Below are 15,349 nucleotides of genomic sequence, written 5' to 3' on the forward strand. Positions count from 1 at the left end.
TGACCTACAGCCTCAGGGTCGCGACGATCCTGAACGAGAACACCAATTTCACGCTGGCGGTTCCCGGCGGTTTCGTGCGTCCCATTCATGGCGGCATCTTTCAGGAAGAGACGCCCGAATTCATCCGCAACTTCAAGTTCGACAGTGCGATCATCTCGGTGAGCGGCATCGACAATGACGGGGACCTCTGCGACGACGATCATGCCGAAAGCGTGGTCGCAACGGCGGCGATGGCGCAATCGCGCCGCACTGTTCTGGCCGTCGACAGCAGCAAGTTCGGCAGGCGCGCCATGGTGCGGCTGGGGACGATCTCCGACGTGGACACCCTTGTCACCGACACCATGCCGGAGGGGGAAATCCTTCGCCTTCTGGAGGAAAACGACGTCGAGATCATCTGCTGAAACGCGGCGAAAGCGCGCTTCAATCCGCCTTTCCGCTGTCCGTTTCATGTCCTCGAAGCCGGTATGTTTTCAAAAATGTCGGTGGCGAGCGTCTGGATTCCCGGAAGGCAGACATCGCACAGAGGCTGCAACACGTCGCGCGTTCCCGTTCCCGTCAGGACGCCGACCCTGAGGCCCGCTCCGCCCGAGATCGCCATGTTCATGTCGTGGGGATTGTCGCCGACGACCGCGGTCTGCGCGGGGGAAACGCCCATCGCCTCGCAGAACGCCAGCAGCATGCCGGGTTCCGGTTTGACGCCATAGCCGCTGTCATAGCCGGCGATGAAATCGATCCATGGGGTCAGCGACAGGCGCGCCACCAGCCCTTCGATCGCCGCCTGGCTGTCGCTGCTGGCGATGCCGAGCCTGAAGCCGCGCTCATGCAGGTTGCGAAACAGCTTGACCAGATTGGTGACCGGAACGGCGTCGGAAACCGCGGCGGTAAACAGCGTATCAAGCGCGGCGGTCAGGTCGCTGACGCTGAAACGCGCGCCGGCCTCGACCCAGGCCCGGGCGATCTCATCGGTGTTTCCCGCCGCCAGCAGACTATTCGATGATGTCTGCCCGCTTTCGGGGTCCATGCCGCCGACGCTCAGAAGATGCGCGGCAAGCGCCGGATCGCCGCTCGCGGCGAGATCGGCTGCGGCCCGGTTGATAGGCGCCCAGGTGCGCTGGTAATCGAGGAGGGTGCCATCCTTGTCGAAAAGGATGGCCTTGATGGGGGAGGCCGTCATGGCGTTTTCCGCTCTTATCTTATGAGGTTTACGTTCTTGACGCCGGCGAGCCGCATCAGCACGCGCACGACGATCAGGCACAGCACGACGATCCCCATGATGCAGACCGAAAAGGCGGCCGCCTGGTTGATCGCGCCGCGATCCGACAATTGCAGCACCGAAACGGAGGCAAGCTGGGTCGAGGGGGTGACGAGAAAGATCACCGCCGAAAGAGAGACCATGGAACGCATGAAATAGAACACGCCCACGCCCAGAAGGGTTGGCCAGATGAGCGGCAGCGTGACCTTGCGCAGGGTCGTCATCGAGGTGCCGCCGAGCGTCGTCGAAGCCTCGTCAAATGTCGCGCCGATCTGCTTCAGGCTGGTCGATGAGATCAGGAAGGCATGGGCGTGGTTGTAATAGACCTCGAGAATGACGATCAGCGCAAAGGTTCCGTAGAGGAAATTGAGCGGATTGGCAGGTGAATTGAACACCAGGATATAGCCGAGACCGAGCACGATGCCGGGCACGGCGGCTGGCAGGATCGCCAGAAACGACAGCGGTCCGGTCAGCGCGGTCCTGAACTTGTGCACCACGATGGCGCCGAGCCCGGTGACGATGATGCCGACGATGGCGGTCGCAAAAGCAACGAAAACGCTGTTCCAGAGCGGGTCCGTGCCGTTCTGGACGTCGAAGCGGTAGTGGCGCAGCGTGAAGCTCATATTGTAGGGCCACAGATGCACGAAGCTCGCGAACACGACGATGGCGACCACGGACACAACCAGCCCCGCCACCACATAGGCATAGAGCGAGAAGAACAGGTCGCGCCGGGCCGAGGGTCGCGGCGTCAGCGGCCGGGACTGTTCGGTGACCAGCGCGTGCTGACGCGCCGTCATCCGCTTTTCGATCAGCTTGGCGAACATGGCGGGCACCAGAAGCGCCACGCCGATGACCGCGCCGAGGCCGAACTGGGCCTGACCGATGACCTGATTGTAGACTTCCGTCGCCAGCACGTTGAAATCGCCGCCGATCACCATCGGATTGCCGAAATCGGTGATCGCAAGCATGAATACGATGAACAGCGTGGCGGCCAGCCCGTAGCGGGTCGCCGGCAGCGTGACGTCGCGGAAGATGCGCAACGGCCCGGCGCCGAGCGCCTCCGCGCTTTCGTAAATCCGGGCATCCGCCACGGCGAGCGCCGCCGACAGGATCAGGAAGGCGTAAGGAAACGCATAAAGCGCGTTGGCGATGGCAACGCCCCAGAAGCCGTAGATATCGAGATCGAAACCGAGATAGCGGTTGAGGATACCGTTGCGTCCGAGAAGCAGGATCAGTCCCTGGGCCTGAACCAGCGACGGCGCGAACAGCGGCACCAGGATCACGATCCGCAGGAACCATTTGCCGGGGATGATCGCGCGCTGAAGCGCATAGGCATAGCCATAGGCGACCACCACCACGATCGCCGTGGAGGTCAGCGAAACCAGAATGCTGTCGCCGACGAGCTGCCAGAAACGCAGGGTCGAGAAAGTGGAAACGAAGTTGCCGAGGCCGAGACCGTCCGGGGTCTCCAGGCTGCGCATCAGGATGCCCAGCAGCGGCAGCAGCAGAAAGATGATCAGGAGCGCTGCGACGAACAGCGTCATCGCCCAGACGCTGGCGCGGTCGGCGATATCCGTGCCGCGCGCAGGGCGGCTTGTGGTCTGTTCGGGGTTGCTCATGCAAGCACCCTCAGGGCTTCGGCCGGGATGACGATGCCGAGACGCTCGCCCATTTTCGGAACCGCGCTTGCGCCGTGCAGTTCAACGGTGATCGGCGCCTCGGGCTCGGCATCCGTGAACACCTCGACGCGGGTGATATTGCCGAGATAGGTGACGCCGGAGACGGTTGCGGCAAGCGTGTTGTCGCCGGTGCTTTCCGCGTCGGTCAGGGAGATCATTTCCGGGCGCACGCCGAGAGCCGTGATATGGTCCGCGGTGTGTGCGCTATCGCCAAGGTGGAGCGCCACGCCGCCGAAACTCGGCTGCATGCGCGCGTTCTCATCCAGTCGCAAGATGTTCATGCGGCCGATGAAATCGGCGACGAAAGCGGTTTTCGGCTCCGTATAGAGGTCGCGCGGGGAACCGATCTGTTCGATGGTTCCCTTGTTCATGACCACGACGACATCGGCCATCGCCAGCGCCTCTTCCTGATCATGCGTGACCATGATCGTGGTCAGCTTCAGGCGCTGCTGCAGGGCGCGGATCTCGACGCGCAGTTCCTCGCGCACCTTGGCGTCAAGCGCCGACAGCGGTTCGTCGAGCAGAAGCAGGGACGGATCGGGCGCGAGCGCGCGCGCCAGCGCGATGCGCTGCTGCTGTCCGCCCGACATCTGCGCCGGCAGCTTGGCGCGGTGATCGGCAAGGTGCACGAGGTCGAGCATCTCGTTGACGCGGCTACCGATCCTGGCCTTGTCCCAGCGCCGGCATTCAAGCCCGTAACCGACATTGCGCGCCGCGCTCATGTTGGGAAACAGCGAATAGGACTGGAACACGACGCCGAAATTGCGCGCCCGGGTGGGCACCGCCGTCAGGTCCTCGCCGCCAAGTTCGATCGTGCCTTCATCCGCATCTTCCAGTCCGGCGATGACGCGCAGCAGCGTGGTCTTGCCGCAGCCCGAGGGCCCGAGAAAGCAGACGAAGTTTCCGTGCGGGACATCGAGCGTGACGTTGTCGAGTGCTGTCAGCCTGTCGAAGCGCTTGACAAGGTTGCGGATCGAAAGGTCCATCGCGCGTTCTCTCCTGATGCGGGTTTGGCGGTGCGGGGCGGGGAAGGACGATGCCGTTTCCCACTCGCCGCACGTAAAGCAATTCAATGAAATAGATCAGCCGAAGCTTGCTTCCGCCGAAATGCATATGGCGGAAAGCGCCGGCGGGCATGACCGCCCGCCGGCTCGGTTGTCGCCTAGCGTGGCTTAGCGCTCGTAGCGCTCCTGCCAGGTATTGATGATTTCCGTGCGGTCTTCGGCCGCCGCGCGGAAATCAACCGGGAAGAGGGCGGCCGGGACATCCTCGGGCAGGCCGGCGGAGATGAACCGCTCCGGCACATCGCCGCCCGGAACCGTCACGATCGTCTTCCAGTCATAATAGGCCGTGGCCGCTTCGGGGCTGAGGGTCCAGTCGAGGAAGCGCTTGGCTGCATCCTTGTGCTCGGAAGAAGCGACCAGCGCATTGCCTTCCAGCTCGTTGCCGGCGCCTTCGGAGGGCACGACCATGGTGATCGGGTAGCCTTCCTCGATGTTCTTGATGGCGCGCATGGCGTAGGAAGCGCCGACGGTGTATTCGCCCATCGAGGCGACGTTGCAGGGGCGGGAGCCGGACTTGATGTACTGCGCGACGTTCTTGTCGAGCTTGTCGAGGAAGGTCCAGCCTTCGTTTTCGCCCATCATCTGCAGCAGCGCGTCGATCTGGATATAGCCGGTGCCCGAGCTTGCCGGGTTGGGCATGACGACCTCATCGGCAAAGGACGGATCGGTCAGATCGGCCCACGAGGTCGGCATTTCCAGCCCCTCGGCCTCGAGGCGTTCATTGTTGACGCAGAATGCCGCCATGTAGCCGGTAACCGCAAACCACTTGTTGTCGGGATCGCGGAACTGCGCGGGGACGGTGTCGATGCCCTTCGGCTCATAGGCTTCCAGGGTTTCCTCGATCTGCGGGTTGACCATGGAGGTGACGGCAAAGCCCCACAGCACGTCATGCTGGGGATTGGCCTTTTCCGCGATGATGCGGGCGGCGAGATCGCCGGTGGAGAGCCTCAGAAGATTGACGTCGATATCGGGCATGGCCTCCTTTGCCTTTTCAAGAAAGGCTGCGGCCTCGTCCTCTTCGTAGGACGTGTAAACCGTGATGGTCTCGGCGAAAGCGGCGCTCGAGATCAGCGCGCCTGCAACCGTACCGATCGTCCACAAACCAAGTTTCTTCATTTTGCTCTCCTTTGTACCTGAAACGTCATAAATGTACGTTTGAAGACATTTATCCGCTTAAAATGAATGTTTTGCGACAGTACGGATGTTTTTTGTCAGATACAAGGCCTCGACGGGAATGCTTTTCCAATGGGGTATGAGCCAATAGAGCCTGCGAGACGCGCCGCCGCTGAAAAGCATGAGGCCGGCCGGGACGTTGCGGAGAACTTGCTGCATCTGGCGTATGCGCGCGCGGAACGCCAACCGTGCATCAGGACGCCGTCTTTCTCGCGACGAATTGCGGCGGCCGGGCATATGCCGGGAGATCACTACGACCCAGGTTGCGTTCCCCGTCGATCGCCATCGCGCGCAAAGGCTCTGCTGACTGCCGCCATTGCGGAAGAACGGATTCAAGAACCGATCGACCATCTCCACCAGATCTCCATCATTTCTCGACCGAAAACCGAAGGGCGCATGTCAGGTGCGGATGACAAACATCAATCCGGATGCCTTTCATGTCGCACCGCCTCTCATTCATCGTCATTCTTGTCGGCATAGCCGCCCTTGGATTGTTTCTGATTTCCCGGCCCGGGGCGGTTTCGCAACCGGAAGACCCGTCTGCCTATGCGGGCGGTCCCGCACAGGTCACCACGCTGAAGCTTGAGCCGGAGCGCGTCGTCCTGACCGACACGTTTCCCGGACGCGTGGCCGCCTATCGGCGGATCGAGATACGGCCTCAGGTGACCGGCATCATCAAGAAGCGGCTTGCCGAAGGCGCTACGCAAGTGGAGGCTGGCCAGGTCCTCTTCGAAATCGACCCGGCCCCGCTTGAGGCCGATTTCGAAACGGCGAAGGCAGGCGTCATGCGTGCCGAGGGAGCGCTGGCGCATGCCAGACAAGAGATCGCGCGTGCGAAAGCGCTCATGGCGGAAAACGTGACGAGCCGCAAGAATTACGAGCAGGCGCAAAACGATCTGACCACGGCAGAGGCGAACCTTGCCGAGGCCCAAGCGGTCGCTCACCGCAAAATGCTGGACCTCGATTTCGCGACCATAAGATCGCCGATCAAGGGCTATGTCGGCCGTACGCTTTCCGACGAGGGCGCTCTCGCCTCCAGCCAGACGGAGCTTGCCGTGGTGCAGGAACTGGACCGCGTTTACGTCGACCTGCGCCTGCCCGCGACGAAGCTCGACGGGGTCCAGTCTGCCGCCGAACAGGGCCTGGGCCCGGTCGAGATTCTGGACGCGGACGGTAAGCCGCATCCCCGCCCGGGCAGGCTGGTGCTCTCGGACGTCACGGTCGATCCGGGAACCGGCAATGCCATGGTCCGGGTCGCGGCGGAAAACCCCGGTCTCAGGCTCCTGCCCGGCATGTATGTCCGCGCGCGACTGCCGCGCGGCGTGCTCCCCGATGCGCTCCTGGTGCCGGAGGAGGCGGTCGTGCGCGCCGGCGCCGGCGAGGCGCAGATCGCGGTGGTGACCGTCGACGGACGGGCCGAGCGGCGCGACGTGGCGCTCGGCGAGGCCATAGGCGGGCGCCTTGTCGTCACGTCAGGCCTGAAGGCAGGCGAGACAATCATCATTCGCGGTCAGGATCGCGTTCAGGACGGCGCGCGCGTCAGCCCGGTTATCGCCGCGCGCGATGCCGCGCCGGCGGCCAGAAAGCAATAAAGGTCGGATATCATGCCGCAATTTTTCATCGACCGCCCGGTGTTTGCCTGGGTGATTGCGATCTTCATCGCGCTGGCCGGCATCGTCGCCATTCCGCAGCTTCCGGTCGCGCGCTTTCCCGTCATCGCGCCGCCGAATGTCAGCGTCTTCGCGAGCTATACCGGCGCGACCGTACAAACCGTCAATGACAGTGTGGTGACGCCCATCGAGAAGGAACTCTCGAGCGTCAAGAACGTGCTCTATTACGAATCCACCGCCGATTCGACCGGCGGCGCCAATATCACGCTGACGTTCAAGCCCGGAACCGATCCGGAGCTGGCGCAGGTGGATGTTCAAAACCGCCTGAAGAATGCCGAACCACGTCTTCCGGAGACTGTCCGGCGCAGCGGCGTCAGCGTCGAGGCCGCCGAATCCGGTTTCCTGATGGTGATCACCCTGAAGTCGCTCGGCGGCGAAACCGACGAACTGGCCCTTGGCGATTACCTCACCCGCAATCTGGGCGAGGAGCTGAAGCGCCTTCCCGGCGTCGGCCGTTTGCAGCAGTTCGGGTCCGAGCGGGCCATGCGCGTCTGGGTGGATCCGGAAAAGCTGGCGGCCTACGACCTGACCATGGCCGATGTGACCGCGGCGATCACGCGCGAAAACGCGCAGGTGTCGCCCGGCCGGGTCGGCGATGAGCCGACGGTTCCCGGCACGATGATCTCGACGCCGCTGACCGTGCGTGGCCAGTTGACCACGCCGGAGGAATTCGCGGCGATACCGCTGAGGGCACAGGCCGATGGCGGGCGCCTGCTGTTGTCGAATGTGGCGCGGGTGGAACTCGGCGCCCAGACGCTGGCCTTCAGCGTCAGCAGCAACGGCAAGCCGGCGGCGGCCGCCGCGGTCCAGATGCGGCCCGGCGCCAACGCCGTTTCCACCGCCGCCGCGATTGAAAAGCGCCTGGCGGAACTGAAGCCGTCGATGCCGAAGGATATGGAGGTCGTGATCTCCTACAATACCGCGCCCTTCGTGAAGGTATCGATCACCAAGGTCGTCCAGACCCTGATCGAGGCGATGGTGCTGGTCTTTCTGGTGATCCTGCTGTTCCTGCAGAACATTCGCTATACGCTGATCCCGACCATCGTGGCGCCGATCGCGCTTCTGGGCACGTTCGCGGTGATGGCGGCGGCGGGCTATTCGATCAATGTGCTGACCATGTTCGGCATGGTGCTCGCCATCGGCATTATCGTCGATGACGCGATCGTCGTCGTCGAGAATGTCGAGCGGATCATGTCGCGGCAGGGTCTGTCGCCACGCGATGCCACCCGTCAGGCGATGCGCGAGATTTCAGGCGCGATCGTCGGTATCACGCTGGTGCTTGCCGCCGTCTTCATCCCGATGGGCATGGCCGCCGGTTCGGTGGGCGCGATCTATCGCCAGTTCACCCTGTCGATGTCGGTTTCGATCCTGTTTTCGGCCTTCCTTGCGCTGACGCTGACGCCGGCGCTCTGCGCCACGCTCCTGAAACCAGGGCAAGGCCACGCCAGAACCGGCTTCTTCGGGTGGTTCAACAGAAGGTTCGAGAGCCTGACCGCGCGCTATACCGGCGGCGTCGGCTGGGTGTTGCGGCGCGGCGGGCGGATGCTGGTCGTCTATGCCGTGTTGCTGGCGGTGCTCGGCATTGGCTATGCGCGGGTGGCGACGTCCTTCGTGCCGGAAGAGGACCAGGGAAACTTCATGGCGATGTTCGAACTGCCGGCCGGCGCCACCGCCGAGCGCACGCGCAAGGTCGTTGCGGCCTATGAAGCCTATACCGCGACCCGGCCCGATATTGTCGAGAGCACCGTTATCCTGGGCTTCGGTTTTTCCGGCTCCGGCCCCAATGCCGCCCAGGCCTTCACCAGCCTGAAGGACTGGGGCGCGCGCAAGACCACGGTGAATGCCGAGATCGCAGCAGCTGAAGCCGCGATGGCCGATATTCCCGAAGGCACGGCGATGATCATGAAGCCGCCGGCCATCGAATCGCTCGGCACCACATCCGGTTTCGCGCTGCGGCTTCAGGACCGGGCCAATGCGGGGCCCGACGCGCTGAAGGCGGCCGAGGACCAGTTGATCGCGCTGGCATCCCAAAGCCGTCTGGTGAGCGACGTGATGGCCGACGGACTGCCCGACGGCCAGAGCATCGCGCTGAAGATCGATCGCCAGAAGGCGCTGGCGCTCGGCGTCTCCTTCTCGGCGATCAGCGACATGATCTCGACGGCAATCGGATCGAACTATGTCAACGATTTTCCCAACAAGGGCCAGCTTCAGCAGGTGGTCGTGCAGGCCGATGCGCCGGCGAGGATGCATGTCGAGGATGTCCTGCGTCTGAAAGTGCGCAATATCGATGGCGGCATGGTGGCTCTGTCCGAAGTTGTCGAACCCGTCTGGGAAACGACGCCGCTGCAACTGGAGCGCTACAACGGCTACCCCGCTGCCAATATCTCGGGCTCGGCGGCGCCCGGCGTGTCGAGCGGCGCGGCGATGGACGAGATGGAGCGTCTGGCGCAACAATTGCCACAGGGCTTCGCGCTGGAATGGACCGGCCAGTCGCTGCAGGAAAGGCAATCCGCCGCGCAGGCGCCAATGCTGCTGGCCGCCTCGATGCTGGTCGTGTTCCTCGTGCTTGCGGCACTTTATGAAAGCTGGTCGATCCCGCTTTCGGTGATGCTGGTCGTGCCGCTCGGCGTGCTCGGCGCGGTGCTGGCGGTGCTGGCGCGCGGCATGGACAATGACGTGTTCTTCAAGGTGGGGCTGATCACCATCATCGGGCTGTCGGCCAAGAACGCCATTTTGCTGGTCGAATATGCCCGGCATCTGAGAAACGACGGAATGGGTCTTTATCGGGCGGTGTTGCGGGCATCCCGGTTGCGGCTCAGGCCGATCGTTATGACCTCGCTGGCTTTCATCCTCGGCGTTGTGCCATTGATGATCGCGCACGGCCCCGGCTCCGAAATCCAGAACGCCATCGGAACCGGCGTGTTCGGAGGGATGCTGTCGGCAACGGTGCTTGCGGTTTTCTTTGTGCCGGTGCTTTACGTTACAGTCAGTCGACTGACGACGCGCAAATCGCGGAACAAGGGCTCCGGGAAAAGCACGGGGCGCGCTGCGTGAACATCCGCAGAGGGTGTCTCAAAGATCGAAGGCATGGCCATGAACAATGCTCTGATCCTGATTATCGAAGACGAACCCGAGATCGCTGAAATCATCGGGACCTACATGGCGCGCGAGGGATTCCGGGTCATCACCGCCGGCGACGGGACGGTCGGGCTTGCGCATCATCTGCGCTTGCGCCCCGATCTGGTCGTGCTCGACATCAAGCTGCCCGGGCAGGACGGTTACGAGGTGCTGGCGGCGATAAGGCGGCGCGGCGACACGCCGGTGATCATGGTCACAGCACTTGCGGAGGATCTCGACAAGCTGCAGGCGCTGCGCATCGGCGCTGACGACTATGTCGTCAAGCCGTTCAATCCGCTTGAAGTCGTGGCCCGCGCCAAGGCCGTTCTGCGCCGCACGATGGGGCGCGGCGGCGATGAGGTGCTGCGCGTCGGGCCGCTGACCGTGGATCCGCTGGCCCATCGCGCGGCGGTCGCAACGCCGGCCGGATCGGCGGCGCTCGACCTGACCCGGACCGAGTTCCGCATTCTCGCCCATATGGCGGCAAGCCCGGGACGGGCGTTCGAGCGCTCGGAACTGGTCGATGCCTGCCTGCCGGAAGGCGAGGCGCTCGACCGCACCGTGGACAGCCATGTCAGCAATCTGCGCCGCAAGCTTTCCGCCGCCGGAGCGGACGGATTGCTCACCGGCGTGCGCGGCGTCGGCTACCGACTGGACAGCATCGATGGCTAGAAACCTGAATTCCCAGATTGTCCGCGCGATGATCGCATTGACGCTGCTCGCCTTCGCCGTCGTCTATTTCGGCCTGATCGCCTATTTCTTCTTCATCTATGAATGGCTCTATCCCGAGTTTACCGACGATGACTTTCTGCGCACCGGCGATATCGTCACCCTGGGCCTGCTGCTCGGCATCGGCATCGCGTCGGCCTCATTGCTGGGCTGGTTCCTCGCAAGGCGGATCGTCGCGCCGTTGAAATCGGTTGCCGGGGCCGCGCGCCAGGTCGCGGAGGGGGATTTCTCGGCGCGCGCCTCGGTGCGCCGCGGCAATTTCGGCGAGGCCGGCGATCTGGTCGGCGATTTCAACCAGATGGCGGAGCGCCTGCAGCGCGCCGAGGCCGAGCTGCAATATTCGAACTCGGCGATCGCGCATGAGCTCAGGACCCCTCTGACCATTTTGCGCGGGCGTTTGCAGGGCCTGCTGGATGGCGCCTTTGAGCCCAGCCCGGCGCTTTATGGCCGGCTCATCGAGCATGTCGATGATCTGTCGGCCATCGTGGAGGAGTTGCGCACGCTGGCGCTGGGCAATGCCGGCCAGCTCGAACTGCAGGTCTCGCATCTTGATCTTGCCGAGGAGGCCGAGGCGGCGCTGACCTCGCTCGAAGAGCCGCTCGCCACAGCCGGGATCACCATCAAGCGGCAATTGGAGAGCGTGGTCACCGATGCCGACCGCTCGCGATTGCGGCAGGCCTTTGTCGCGCTCCTCGAAAACTGCTGCCGCTATGCGCCGCAAACCACCGTGCTCGTGGAGACCGGCCGCGCCGGAGAGCACGTCTTCTTCCGCTGCACCGATACCGGCCCCGGGCTTTCCGAAGAAAACCGCGCGCGCGCCTTCGAGCGGTTCTGGCGCGCGGACAGTTCGCGCGGGCGGGCCAGAGGCGGTTCGGGTCTCGGCCTGCCCATCGTCAGGGCGATCGCAAAGGCGCATGGCGGCGATGCGCTGATCCTTCCGTCCCAAAACGCCGGCCTTGCCGTCGAAATCCGGTTGCCGCGCCGGGACCCGTCAAGGCGCATCGCTCCCGGGGCGTACGCTGCCGGCCTCTGACCGGCGCATTCAGTGGCCAGCGCCTCCGATCGGGCGATAGCGGGCCAGCAGCACGTAGACGGAGATGGCTAGGGCCGCGATCACGGCGGACGCGACGGACAGCAATGCAACATGGGCTGCGCTGAATGCGGCCTTGCCGGCTGCAATCAGGGCGGCGCCCTGTTCGCCGGGCAGCTGCGTCGCCACAAGATAGGTGTCGCCAATGGAACGGCGCGCCTGTTCGGCAAGGGGCAATGCCAGGTCTGGCGGCATTTCGATGGCCCGACCGAAGACGCTCGCCATGAACACGCCGAAAAGAGTGATCCCGAGGCCGGAGCCGAGTTCATAACCCGTGCCCTCGAGCGAGCCTGCCGCGCCTCCTTTTTCGGGCTCCACAGACCCCATGATGGCGATTGATGACGCCGTCAGCCCGGTGCTGAGGGTGAGGCCGGCCACAGCCAGCGCGGCCGGGATGTCAACGCCCGGAGCGCGGAAATCGGCGCTGCCGAGATAGGCCAGCGAACCGGCGGCGAGCAGCAGCGACAGCGTCGCCACCCGACGCAGCCCGAACGTGTTCGACAACCAGCCGGCTATGGGCCCGCTGATCGCGGCCGCGACCATGATCGGGATCATGAAGATGCCCGCCTCAAGCGGCGTCTTGCCGATCACGTATTGCAATTCCTGGGCGAGCGTCAGCTCGACGCCGGAAAGCGCGGCAGTGGCCACAAGCGCCATGATGATGCCGGCCACGATCGCGGGACGGGAAAACAGGGTGAGGTCCAGCATCGGATTGTCCGAGCGAAGCTGTGTGCGCGTGAAAAGCGCCAGCATGGCGATGCCGAAGGCCAGGATCGGGAGAATGATCGCGAGCGGCTTGCTGCCGCCGAAGCCCGCCTTGATGGCGTAGACAAGCGAAATCATGCCGGCGATCAGCAGCAGCGCCTGGCCGAAGGCCCATTTTCCGGGCGTTGTCGCTTCCTTTCTCGGCAAAAGGAAATAGCATGCGGGCGCGACCACCAGCATGAGCGGAACGTTGATGAGGAACACCGAACCCCACCAAAAATGCTGCAAAAGTCCGCCGCCGGCCAACGGGCCGAGGGCTGCGCCCGCCGATCCGATCGTTCCCCATAATCCAAGCGCGACCGCACGCTCGTCAGCATCCTCGAAGGTGCGTCGAATGATCCCCAGCACGCAAGGCACGATCATCGAGCCGCCGAACGCAAGCAGGATGCGCGCCCCGATCAGCATCGCCGCGCTTGTGGAAAAGGCGGCCGCAACCGATGCGAAGGCGAAGATCGCAAGGCCCGACAATAGCACCTTCCTGTTTCCCACACGGTCCGCCAGCGTGCCCATGGGCACCAGCAGGCCGGCCATGAGGAGGGGATAGATGTCGATGATCCAGAGCACTTCCGTGCCGGAGGCGCCAAGCGACTGGGTCAGTGTCGGGATCACGACGTGGAGCACGGTCATGTCGATGACGACGGGGAGGAAGGCGAGCGTCACGGCAACGAGGACGAGCCATCGCTTCGGATCACGAGGAGGGGCAGACATTGGGTCACCTGACTGATAAATTGCAGCGCCGTATATAAATACATACGTATGGATTTCAATCCTGAATTCCGTTTGTTGAAGGAGAGACGATGGGAAGAAAACCGACGATCAGCCGGGACCGGCTTTTGACGATCGCCGAGGACATCGTGAACATCGAGGGGCCACAGGCGCTGACGATCGATGCCCTGGCGAAAGCTGCGGGCATATCGAAAGGCGGCGTTCAATATTCATTTTCGTCGAAGGATGAACTGGTCAAAGGCCTCGTCGATCGTTGGACCACCCAATTCGATGCCCTTGTCGCCGACATCGAGAGCGTGGGGCCGATCGGCTTTGTGCTGAGCTACATCGCCGCCATGCGCACGTCGCAGGGGACCATTGACGCCAAGCTGGCGGGGCTCATGATCGCCTACATGCAAAACCCGCAAAACCGCATGGAGACGGCGAACTGGTACCGCTCGATCCTGTCCCGAATGGGCGACAGCAAAGAGGCGCGTGCGGCGCGAACGGCCTTTCTGGCGGTGGAGGGGCTGTTCACATTGCGCATCTGGGGGGCGGAGGACAGCGTCGACCTGCAATCGCAACTCGATGATATCGAGGCGATGCTGCTGAGAGATGGCGCCCGCAACTGACCGGGGCGTGCCGGTCGCGGCGCAATGGTCGGCAACCTTTCATCCCCTCGGAAGGTTTCTCATGATTGTTGCCGCACCGACGCTCCGACTTTGCCTCTGGCCAGGATCCATTCGGTTACCGTGTCGAGCGCACCGGGCGCAAAGGCGTGACGGCCCTCGAGGACAAAGCGCATGATTGCAAACCAGGTCCAGTCATCGGCCAGTTGCCAGTTGTAGGCGGATGATTTCAAAAGGCCATGCGTGGCCCCAGGCCAGATGATGATCTCGCTATGGCTATTCCGCCCGGAAACGAGTTCACGAAAGATTGCCGCATTGCGCTCAGGCTCGACATTCAGGTCGTTTGCGCCCCAGATGGCAAGCAAGGGCAGATCGAGCCGGGCAAGCGCAGCGCGCGCATCGGCGTATCGGTTGATCCTGATGAACTGCCAGCGATCTGCCGACATTCCGGCGGGCGCACTGGCCGCCTCCGGCCCGAAGATGCGCGCGTCTTCCTTCTTCTGATCGGCAATCGCCAGATCGACCGCCGGCGGATCAAGCCCCTCGCGCGCAAGCCGCGTGCGCGTGTAATAGTCCCCCTGATCCTGCCAGGACACGGCCGCTCCGACCAGAACGACAAAATCCGCATCGTTGGATGAAAGCTGCGGCAGCACCCAGCCAGCCTGAGAAAAGCCGACAGCCCCGCGTGCAAGGCCATCGAAACGCCGGGCCAGCAGCTGAAGCGCAATGCGCGTTTCGTCCGCACGCTCTTCCATGGTCTGTTGCAGCCAGTTACCCGCAGACGAACCGACGCCAGGCTTGTCCCAGGACGCCACCGCGATGCCTCGATCGAGCATGGCGTTGATCAGCGGAGCGTATCCGCCTTCTGACGTGCGATCCTGGGCGCCGTCGCCATGGACGAGGACAACGGCTGCCCTTGGCGTCTCGTCGGGAAGCCAGAGCGTCCCCGACACGGGCGCGCCCGCGGAAACGAAGTCGAAGCGCTCGCTGTTGCGCCGGTCGAGGTCATGATCGGCCAGCCGCCAAAGAAGAAAGCCCGCGGCGGCGGTCAAAACGAGAGCGAACGTCAGAACCGCGCGTAATCTCAATTGACCCGATCTCCGCATCTCATGATTTGACGGTATACTTATGGACGCGGTGCATTGAACACAAATCCGGACCGGCGGGCAATTCCGGAGATCGCCTTCGTTCCAGGATTTGGAATTCCAGTCATGTGATGATCCTCCTCGGGAATGCGAGGCACCGATCTTCGGCGCCGTTTCGAACAGGAGCAGCAGATAGCGTCTCGGGTGATCGACGGTCTCGCGCGCGTCCAGTCTGCCGCAATCCCGCGCGCTTTCATCGCCGCCTCGATGTCGGGCTCCAGCGTGGCCGCATGCCCGAAAATGCTTGCCGCGCAGGCATCGCGGATCGCCGGATTTGACCCATAGACCTCCTGCGTCATGGTGCCGACGAGACAGGTGAACTCGGCGAGGT

At 63.5% G+C, this 15,349-nt stretch carries 13 protein-coding genes and 1 pseudogene; 6 read left to right on the plus strand and 8 right to left on the minus strand.

Annotated elements, in window-relative coordinates:
• A partial coding sequence (locus tag AC5DC2_RS08350; protein ID WP_491698164.1) for a DeoR/GlpR family DNA-binding transcription regulator occupies positions 1-401 on the plus strand: 401 nt, incomplete at its 5' end.
• Between the two features lie 44 nt (positions 402-445).
• Here AC5DC2_RS08350 and AC5DC2_RS08355 read toward each other — a convergent pair.
• The 5 genes from AC5DC2_RS08355 to AC5DC2_RS08375 all read right to left on the minus strand — a co-directional run bounded on the left by AC5DC2_RS08355 (position 446) and on the right by AC5DC2_RS08375 (position 5,525).
• Positions 446-1,174, minus strand: coding sequence for an HAD family hydrolase (locus tag AC5DC2_RS08355; protein ID WP_491698165.1), 729 nt, complete (start codon positions 1,172-1,174; stop codon positions 446-448).
• A 14-nt stretch (positions 1,175-1,188) separates the two neighbouring features.
• Positions 1,189-2,871, minus strand: a complete 1,683-nt coding sequence (locus AC5DC2_RS08360) for an ABC transporter permease subunit (protein ID WP_491698166.1) — start codon at positions 2,869-2,871, stop codon at positions 1,189-1,191.
• Positions 2,868-3,917 (minus strand): ABC transporter ATP-binding protein, encoded by a 1,050-nt coding sequence (locus AC5DC2_RS08365; RefSeq protein WP_491698167.1) that lies wholly within the window; start codon positions 3,915-3,917, stop codon positions 2,868-2,870. The genes AC5DC2_RS08360 and AC5DC2_RS08365 overlap by 4 nt, the downstream gene beginning before the upstream one ends.
• 186 nt (positions 3,918-4,103) lie before the next feature.
• Positions 4,104-5,111, minus strand: coding sequence for an ABC transporter substrate-binding protein (locus AC5DC2_RS08370; protein WP_491698168.1), 1,008 nt, complete (start codon positions 5,109-5,111; stop codon positions 4,104-4,106).
• 57 nt (positions 5,112-5,168) lie between these two features.
• A complete protein-coding gene (locus AC5DC2_RS08375) occupies positions 5,169-5,525 on the minus strand; it encodes a hypothetical protein (protein ID WP_152534401.1) in 357 nt (118 codons plus the stop codon).
• Positions 5,526-5,605: 80 nt separating this feature from the next.
• Here AC5DC2_RS08375 and AC5DC2_RS08380 point away from each other — a divergent pair, with 80 nt between their 5' ends.
• From AC5DC2_RS08380 to AC5DC2_RS08395, 4 genes are read left to right on the plus strand one after another with little or no spacing between them, the layout of a single operon-like run.
• Positions 5,606-6,760, plus strand: coding sequence for an efflux RND transporter periplasmic adaptor subunit (locus AC5DC2_RS08380; RefSeq protein WP_491698169.1), 1,155 nt, complete (start codon positions 5,606-5,608; stop codon positions 6,758-6,760).
• A 12-nt stretch (positions 6,761-6,772) separates the two neighbouring features.
• The gene (locus AC5DC2_RS08385; RefSeq protein ID WP_491698170.1) at positions 6,773-9,892 is read left to right on the plus strand and encodes a multidrug efflux RND transporter permease subunit; all 3,120 of its coding nucleotides are present in this window, start codon (positions 6,773-6,775) and stop codon (positions 9,890-9,892) included.
• 39 nt (positions 9,893-9,931) lie between these two features.
• A complete protein-coding gene (locus AC5DC2_RS08390) occupies positions 9,932-10,627 on the plus strand; it encodes a response regulator (RefSeq protein WP_024705994.1) in 696 nt (231 codons plus the stop codon).
• Positions 10,620-11,717, plus strand: coding sequence for an ATP-binding protein (locus tag AC5DC2_RS08395; RefSeq protein WP_491698171.1), 1,098 nt, complete (start codon positions 10,620-10,622; stop codon positions 11,715-11,717). The genes AC5DC2_RS08390 and AC5DC2_RS08395 overlap by 8 nt, the downstream gene beginning before the upstream one ends.
• 9 nt (positions 11,718-11,726) lie before the next feature.
• Here AC5DC2_RS08395 and AC5DC2_RS08400 read toward each other — a convergent pair whose 3' ends face one another.
• Positions 11,727-13,247 (minus strand): MFS transporter, encoded by a 1,521-nt coding sequence (locus tag AC5DC2_RS08400; protein ID WP_491698172.1) that lies wholly within the window; start codon positions 13,245-13,247, stop codon positions 11,727-11,729.
• A gap of 89 nt (positions 13,248-13,336) precedes the next feature.
• On the opposite strand from AC5DC2_RS08400, the gene AC5DC2_RS08405 reads away from it, so the two are divergent.
• Positions 13,337-13,876: a TetR/AcrR family transcriptional regulator gene (locus tag AC5DC2_RS08405; protein ID WP_024705991.1), complete on the plus strand. Its 540-nt coding sequence runs from the start codon at positions 13,337-13,339 to the stop codon at positions 13,874-13,876.
• 59 nt (positions 13,877-13,935) lie between these two features.
• Here AC5DC2_RS08405 and AC5DC2_RS08410 read toward each other — a convergent pair whose 3' ends face one another.
• Together AC5DC2_RS08410 and AC5DC2_RS08415 are read right to left on the minus strand one after the other, a co-directional pair.
• A complete protein-coding gene (locus tag AC5DC2_RS08410) occupies positions 13,936-14,961 on the minus strand; it encodes an alpha/beta hydrolase family protein (protein ID WP_491698173.1) in 1,026 nt (341 codons plus the stop codon).
• A gap of 38 nt (positions 14,962-14,999) precedes the next feature.
• A pseudogene (locus AC5DC2_RS08415) lies at positions 15,000-15,349 on the minus strand (hypothetical protein); the annotation flags it as partial.

The sequence above is a fragment of the Martelella sp. genome, assembly GCF_984369615.1.

Bases quoted from the DNA above. Each gene is read 5' to 3' on its own strand.
- AC5DC2_RS08355 (WP_491698165.1), bottom strand. From the start codon at position 1,174: ATGACGGCCTCCCCCATCAAGGCCATCCTTTTCGACAAGGATGGCACC.
- AC5DC2_RS08360 (WP_491698166.1), bottom strand. From the start codon at position 2,871: ATGAGCAACCCCGAACAGACCACAAGCCGCCCTGCGCGCGGCACGGAT.
- AC5DC2_RS08365 (WP_491698167.1), bottom strand. From the start codon at position 3,917: ATGGACCTTTCGATCCGCAACCTTGTCAAGCGCTTCGACAGGCTGACA.
- AC5DC2_RS08370 (WP_491698168.1), bottom strand. From the start codon at position 5,111: ATGAAGAAACTTGGTTTGTGGACGATCGGTACGGTTGCAGGCGCGCTG.
- AC5DC2_RS08380 (WP_491698169.1), top strand. From the start codon at position 5,606: ATGTCGCACCGCCTCTCATTCATCGTCATTCTTGTCGGCATAGCCGCC.
- AC5DC2_RS08385 (WP_491698170.1), top strand. From the start codon at position 6,773: ATGCCGCAATTTTTCATCGACCGCCCGGTGTTTGCCTGGGTGATTGCG.
- AC5DC2_RS08390 (WP_024705994.1), top strand. From the start codon at position 9,932: ATGAACAATGCTCTGATCCTGATTATCGAAGACGAACCCGAGATCGCT.
- AC5DC2_RS08395 (WP_491698171.1), top strand. From the start codon at position 10,620: ATGGCTAGAAACCTGAATTCCCAGATTGTCCGCGCGATGATCGCATTG.
- AC5DC2_RS08400 (WP_491698172.1), bottom strand. From the start codon at position 13,247: ATGTCTGCCCCTCCTCGTGATCCGAAGCGATGGCTCGTCCTCGTTGCC.
- AC5DC2_RS08405 (WP_024705991.1), top strand. From the start codon at position 13,337: ATGGGAAGAAAACCGACGATCAGCCGGGACCGGCTTTTGACGATCGCC.